The organism is uncultured Megasphaera sp. (genome assembly GCF_958350005.1).
Classification (GTDB): domain Bacteria; phylum Bacillota; class Negativicutes; order Veillonellales; family Megasphaeraceae; genus Megasphaera.
Window position 1 is genome coordinate 1 of record NZ_CATWFF010000113.1, and the last position, 6,836, is coordinate 6,836.

The 6,836-nt window shown below is 49.5% G+C and carries 5 protein-coding genes and 1 riboswitch; all 5 genes read left to right on the forward strand.

All coding sequences use genetic code 11. From position 1 onward, the window contains the following. Positions 1-938 precede the first annotated feature (938 nt). The 5 genes from Q3886_RS07305 (at position 939) to Q3886_RS07325 (ending at position 6,836) form a co-directional block, all read left to right on the forward strand. A complete protein-coding gene (locus tag Q3886_RS07305; protein ID WP_301860636.1) occupies positions 939-2,702 on the forward strand; it encodes a carboxylesterase family protein in 1,764 nt (587 codons plus the stop codon). Positions 2,703-3,176: 474 nt separating this feature from the next. Beyond that, positions 3,177-4,046, forward strand: coding sequence for a PD-(D/E)XK nuclease family transposase (locus Q3886_RS07310; RefSeq protein WP_301860637.1), 870 nt, complete (start codon positions 3,177-3,179; stop codon positions 4,044-4,046). 70 nt (positions 4,047-4,116) lie between these two features. Beyond that, positions 4,117-4,638 (forward strand): GNAT family N-acetyltransferase, encoded by a 522-nt coding sequence (locus Q3886_RS07315; RefSeq protein WP_301860638.1) that lies wholly within the window; start codon positions 4,117-4,119, stop codon positions 4,636-4,638. A 253-nt stretch (positions 4,639-4,891) separates the two neighbouring features. Continuing rightward, positions 4,892-4,992: riboswitch (SAM riboswitch) on the forward strand. 98 nt (positions 4,993-5,090) lie between these two features. Next, on the forward strand, positions 5,091-6,581 hold the full coding sequence (locus tag Q3886_RS07320; RefSeq protein WP_301860639.1) for a putative sulfate exporter family transporter: 1,491 nt from the start codon (positions 5,091-5,093) through the stop codon (positions 6,579-6,581). 33 nt (positions 6,582-6,614) lie between these two features. After that, positions 6,615-6,836, forward strand: coding sequence for a hypothetical protein (locus tag Q3886_RS07325; RefSeq protein WP_301860641.1), 222 nt, complete (start codon positions 6,615-6,617; stop codon positions 6,834-6,836).

Consider the following 6,836-nt stretch of genomic DNA (forward strand, 5'->3'; position numbering starts at 1 on the left):
CATATGCCGGTCGCCCACAGGCCGTTGTCCGTCTGCAGCAGAATCTACCCTGTCTTTCTGTCCGGAATGTCAGAAAGTGTTGCGAATCAGCTGCTTGTCTGCCTGCAGGCCGGCCAGACGGCCTATGGACTCCCTGTGATACCGTATGTCTCAGGCTCAGGCGACGTATACCCCAGGTCGGGATGCGATGGCCCTTCTGACCGTTCCGCGTAAGGGCTTATGCATTCGCTTACGCGCAATGGGTACCGTTTCAGCAGGGCGCATACACAGGGATTGTCCCGGGCGGACGGTCAAAGGGCTGTCGCTTCCCGGCCCCCTGGTATGATGGGGAAATCCACGGCCTGTGGGCGACCGGTATGATGGAGATATTCCTTTTCCGGCCTGCCGCCTTCTGGCATATAGTATCTGTCTATTCGGCTCCTAGCGAGCCATCTCATATCTTGTATTCACGAAAGGAGGCCTTACTATGGCCAATCGAACACCTGTTGCATCAACACTCAAACTTTCCGTAACCGCCACAGTACTGTCGTGAAGTGTTCATGAAAGTGATGGATCAGGTAGAAAACTTTGAAGAACATACAGGGGGACTTCCAGGCAGCCATGCAGCATCCTGGCGTGCCAACTGTATATCCTCATACGGGCATGAAGGATAAACGGATGACTGCAGAAGATATCCGTTCATATGGAAAATCTTACTCCCCATTACACCTTGATGGAGGAGCTCGTACTTCGTATACTGAAGATGAAAAAGGCATTACACCGACAAACGGTTAGTGCCCTAAAATAGTTGGATTTAGCCGCCTAAGTTTGAAGTGGACCCCTTTTGTTAGACAAAAATTCTAACGAAAGGGGTTTATTTTTGTACATACAGACAAAAGAGCGAAATCTATGTTATCATGTACTATATAGGCAAATTGACAGAAATGAGGAGTGATCAAATGGGAATTCGTAAGAAAATGGCATCATCCCTTAGCGTCGCTGTGTTGGCTGCGTCAGTGGCACTGGCGGCTGGTCCGGAGCTGCAGGTGCCTGTCAGTCCGGATAGTTCACAGCTGGCCCCTGTGCCGGCTAAAGCGCGGAAGACGATTGTACCGGCCTATCAGCAGCAGACGCTGCAGCATACACAGTATGGATTGGTTCAGGGGATGCGGGACGGCCAGACTCTGATCTGGAAAGGCGTTCCCTATGGAACGGCACAGCGGTGGAAAGGGCCGAAGAATCCGCCTGGCTGGGATGGTATCAGAGATGCGACGAAGACTGGGCCGGCAGCGATACAGCAGACGGCAAAGGGATATACAGGTGCAGAAGACTGCCTGAATCTCGACATATACCGCCCGGATACGGCAGAAACGAATCTACCTGTTCTCTTTTTCGTTCATGGCGGCAATAACCAGTCTGGCGATGCAGAACAGGTAAATCTGCAGCAATTTGCCGCGAAGGCCAATGTCGTAGCAATCAGCGCCAACTTTCGGCTGGGTGCCCTTGGATTTAATCCGTTGGCAGCGCTGAAACACGGCACAGCAGAAGAAAATTCCGGCAATTATACGCTGTTGGATATCCTGCAGGGCCTGGACTGGACGAAAGAGAATATTCACAGTTTTGGCGGCAATCCCGATAATATTACAGTGGCCGGTTTTTCTTCGGGCGGCCGTGATGTCATGGCACTGCTGATTTCTCCGGAAGCAAAGGGCAAGTTCCAGAAAGCCATTTCCTTTAGTGGAGGCATGACGACGGCGGATACGGCAGATTCACAGCAGATTTTTGCGGACCATCTGGCACCTTGTGTCGTAGCTGACGGCATCAAGGCGACGGAAGAGGAGGCAAAGACGTGGCTGCTCCAGGATTCTCCGGACGTGGCCGCATATTTGCAAAGCATTTCGGCAGAACGACTGGCTAGTGCATTTGGTCGGGCCTTTATCCGCATGAAAGGGTTTCCCCATTTGTATACGGACGGCGTCGTCCTGGCCAAAGACGGATTTCAGACGACAGCATACAACCAGGTGCCGCTGATCATGGTCAGTGGGACGAATGAATTTTCCATTTATGCTGGCAGCGATCCTTATTTCAAAGATGCTGTAGTGGACCGGACGGTGTTTACAGATGGACAGAAAAAGAAGGAATTTCTTTTTGCCCGAAACTATGGCAGCAGGCTGTATGAGTGGTTTAACAACGAAGCATCGGCAGTACAGATGAGTCCGCACTATGGGACGGCGCCGATATATACGCTGGCTATTGCCTATGGGGAAAATCCGGAGATTGTTGGGGAACAGAAAGCACTCCTGTCCGGGTCCGTCCATGGCATCTGGATTCCTTTTGTTACCGGGTATACGACGGCGACGACGAAAGGGTATCCGGCCGGTTCCTTCGATAACGCCGGGGCCCTGGCTCTGACGGATACGATACAGCAGTACATCGGCAATTTTATGCGCAGCGGCAATCCTAACGGCAAAGGGCTGCCAGAATGGAAACCCTGGTCTCCCAATGCCGAGGGAGCATCGCAGCTTGTGGTCAATGCAGACCGGACAAGGGCCTGGTACACGCAGACGTACGGCCACCAGACGGGTGATACGATCCTGAAAGAACTGGAGCAGGATACGACGCTGGAGCCCCAGGCTAAGGAGTACATCATTCGTCATGTCCTGAATGGCCGCTGGTTCAGCAGGGAGCTGGATGCGCATTTCCATACTAATCAGACAACGTAAAGCGAGTAAGGCTAAAAGGAAGCTGACCGTTTGCGCGGCAGCTTCCTTAGCTGCAGTTTAATTTATTACTGCAAGACGTTCCGCCTAAAAAGCCGTGGCTGACATGACGAAAAGGGAGCGCTGGCTGCAATAGAATATAGATTGATAATCACTCTTTTGTGCCATATCCGGATATACAAAAGGGTGATTTTCTTTATCTGCAGGCATATTCTCGCCATGAATGGCAGTTTTTTCAGCTGCAGCTGACGAGGTCAGTAAAAATTTAATTTCCCTCCTATCTCCTTTTCAGCAGATTTTAATCTCCTTCTGTCATACTGGACGTATGCGGGGAGAACGGCGGACAGACGCCGTGATGCGCTGGCGCAGATGTACGGTATCAGGTGTATGGCTGTCCTGGCACAGCCGAATTTGGCCAGCATATTGTCGAGAGAATAGAATCTTAGTATAATTACCATAAGGAAGGGTGAAGCGTCCATGTCTGTAACCGAACGAACTGCAGCGGAGCAGCAGGAAAAACGTCATCAGCGGGCCTTGCATATTATTAAGCGATGGCGGCTGATGGATGATGAATTCATGAAACGCTGCTTTAAGGATAACATACCTGCTGTAGCATGTATTCTGCGTATTATTATGGAAAAAGCGGACTTGGAGGTCGTGTCTGTACAAATTGAAGACACCATTCCGAATCTTTCTGGGCACGGTATACGGATGGACGTCCATGCAACAGACGCAGCAGGAACAGAATACGATATTGAAGTCCAGCGTGCCGATAAAGGAGCAGGAACGAAACGGGCCCGTTTTAACAGCAGTCTGATCGATCTTAACAGCCTGAAAAAGGGAAGCGACTATGAGGCGCTGCCGGAAAGCTATGTCATATTCATTACGGAAAAGGATATTTGGAAGCATGGGCTGCCGCGATATCATATTAACCGAATGATAGAAGAACTGCAGCAGCGGTTTGATGACGGAGCGCATATTATCTACGTCAATGGCGAGTACCAGGGCAATGACGACATGGGCAGGCTGATGCATGATTTTCGCAGTGCAAAGGCAGAAGATATGGAATTGGCCCTTTTAAAAGAAACGGTAAGCCGGTATAAGAACAACCCCGAGGAGGTGGCTGTCATGTGTGAAGAACTTGAAAAATGGAGTCTGGAAGAACGCCAGGAAGGTCGTATGGAAGGGCATAGAGAGGGACTGCAGGAAGGTCGTGCTGAAGGAGAGAGCCGTCTGACGACGCTGCTGAAGGTCCTGAAGGCAGAGGGCCGTCTGCAGGATCTGGAACGGGCCATAGAGGATGAAAAGGCCAGAGAAAAGCTGTACCAGGAATATCATATGGAATGACAGGGGGAGGGTAAAGTAGGTTGTATAACCAGCGTATGGTATAGGTGCTGCAGCTTACTGAGCAAATACTATGATTCGAAAAGCAGTACTAGAAGATTTACATTCGATTGAAGATACGTATAATGAACATTTTCAGTATGAACAGGAGCATACGGCGTTTACGGTATTCAAAAAAGGGGTATATCCAACGAAAGAGGGTGCAGAGCAGGCTATTGATAATGGCGCTTTGTACGTATATGAAGAACAGGGACGAATTGCGGGAAGCATCATCATGGATGCCGTTCAGCCCATAGAATATGCTGCTATGCCGTGGAGGGGAAATTTTTCTGCAGAAGAAATTCTGGTCATTCATCTTCTTCTGGTACGCCCGAGTATGTCCGGCAGAGGCATTGCGTCGTTATTGTTACAATTTGCAGCAGAATTGGCGCAAAAAAATCACAGGAAAGCACTGCGCCTGGATACAGGCGCTCAAAATATTCCTGCTGTGTCTTTGTATGAAAAGGACGGATTTGAAATTATTGCCAGGGCACCTAAGAAGGTTGGCGATGTCATTGCCCATGCAAATCATCTGTATCTTGAAAAGATATTGTAAGGTGAATTCGCACTGATTTTGTATATTTTTTGTCAAATCTCTTGACAAATGCATACCAAAAGAGTATCATTCAATTCAACATTGCAATGTAATTTGATTTGGTTCTTTGTTTTATGGATTTATTCATGTATAAGGGGATTTTTACAATGGGGTACTTAAAATATTCGACTATCATGTGTTGTTGCTGCCGGCGAATGTGCAGTAACAAGTGCTTCTGACAAGTAAGTAGTACACGAAGTTAATATTGCACACGCTATCATCCAGAGCAGCCGAGGGACTGGCCTTATGACGCTGCGGCAACCTCCCGTTAGGAACGGTGCCAATTCCAGCAGGATTATACCTGACAGATGAGTGACATGTTACGTGTCTCATTGCATTTTATGCGCCATCTGTACAGGTGGCGCTTTTTTTAGTGCCAGTGCGTATGACAAAATCAATAAGAGGTGTTTAATATGGCAACAGCAACGGAAACGGAAATAACGACACATCGTTCCAGCCTGCTTCGCAGTGAAGACTGGTGGGCTGTATGGCTGGGACTGTTTATCTTTGCTCTGGGCGCAGGGCGAATCTGGAATCTTGATATTCTCGGCTGGGTTACGAAATTCGGCGTATGGATCGATCCGACCACATCCATTGCGGCAAACTCCAAGAGTTTCGCCTGGCTCGGCGGCATTGGCTCGGTCATTGCGACCTATGTGTTTACCCTGGTCATTACATCTATTGGGGCTCATTTCATGGGCAACAAAGTCAAGAAATTTGCCCTTGGCTTTACGGTTATTTACTGGATTATGATTCTGACCAATATTCTGGGCAACTACGCCTACCTGGCAGCAACGCCGAATAAACGGGAAGCCTTCCACATTGGCTGGTCCCTGAGTCTCGGCGAACTGGGCTTCGTCTTCGCCCTCATTGCCGGCCTGATTATTGGCAACTTCTTCCCGAAAGTAACGAAGTTCCTGTCTGATGCAGCAAAGCCGGAATGGTACATCAAAACAGGGATTGTTATTCTGGGCATGAACATCGGCATTCAGACGATCAGCGCCATGAACCTGGCCAGCACGGTCATTATCCGCGGCATGTGCGCCGTCGTTGAAGCCTATCTGATTTACTGGCCTATTGTATACTTTATTGCCCGCAAGTTCTTTAAATTTACGCCGGAATGGGCAGCTCCCATGGCTTCCGGTATTTCCATCTGCGGCGTTGCAGCTGCTATTGCAACGGGCAGTGCTATTCGGGCCCGTCAGATTATTCCGACCATTCTGGCTTCGGTTATTATCGTATTCGTAGCTGTAGAATTGTTGATTCTGCCTTTTGCAGCGGCCTATTTCCTGCCCAGTGAACCCATGGTTGCCGGTTCGTGGCTCGGCCTGGTCGTCAAAAGTGACGGCGGTGCTGTCGCATCCGGTGCCATTGCCGATACGCTGATCCGCAACAATGCGCTCCAGCAGTTTGGCGTCAACTACCAGGAAGGATGGATTCTGATGGCTACGACGACATCTAAAGTCTTTATCGACGTCTTCATCGGCGTATGGTCCTTTATCCTGGCCATTGTATGGTCTGTATACCATCTCAACAGCCGCAGCGCAGCCGCCGCAGCCAGTGGCAGTGACAAGGTTTCCAAACGGGAAATCTGGGAACGGTTCCCTAAATTCATTATCGGCTTTGTCGCCGCTCTGGTTATCATCTTTTTGGCAGGCTATACGAATCCTGATATTGTCGCCAACGCCAAAGCCGGAGCCGGTCAGGCCAACCTCCTGCGGGCCATCTTCTTTGGTCTCTGCTTCTTCTCCATTGGCCTGGTTACGAATGTCCGCAAACTGTGGAATGCCGGTCTTGGCCGTGTCGTCGGCGTCTATGCCGTCGCACTCCTGGGCTTTATCATCTGGGTCGGCCTGTTCATTTCCTATATTTTCTATCATGGCATTGTTCCGCCAACCATTTAACCCTGTTGGCACACACGAAAGGAGATATGTCTTATGGCAACGAATACCATTACGTCATCTGCTTCGACAGCTGATGAATACTACTACAAACATACAAACGATCAGGTCAGCAAACAGACCAATCAGGCACAGATTGATCAGGATGCAGACGAATATTTTGAACTGCAGCCCATTGAAAAGAAGCTCTGCGCATACTCGCTGGGCCTGGGCATTGTCCTGATGATCATCTTCATCATTACCTTTGAAGTCCTGTAA

What these genes read in the sequence shown, in the direction of transcription:
- Q3886_RS07325 (WP_301860641.1), top strand. Translation starts at nt 6,615, where the DNA reads ATGGCAACGAATACCATTACGTCATCTGCTTCGACAGCTGATGAATAC.
- Q3886_RS07305 (WP_301860636.1), top strand. Translation starts at nt 939, where the DNA reads ATGGGAATTCGTAAGAAAATGGCATCATCCCTTAGCGTCGCTGTGTTG.
- Q3886_RS07320 (WP_301860639.1), top strand. Translation starts at nt 5,091, where the DNA reads ATGGCAACAGCAACGGAAACGGAAATAACGACACATCGTTCCAGCCTG.
- Q3886_RS07315 (WP_301860638.1), top strand. Translation starts at nt 4,117, where the DNA reads ATGATTCGAAAAGCAGTACTAGAAGATTTACATTCGATTGAAGATACG.
- Q3886_RS07310 (WP_301860637.1), top strand. Translation starts at nt 3,177, where the DNA reads ATGTCTGTAACCGAACGAACTGCAGCGGAGCAGCAGGAAAAACGTCAT.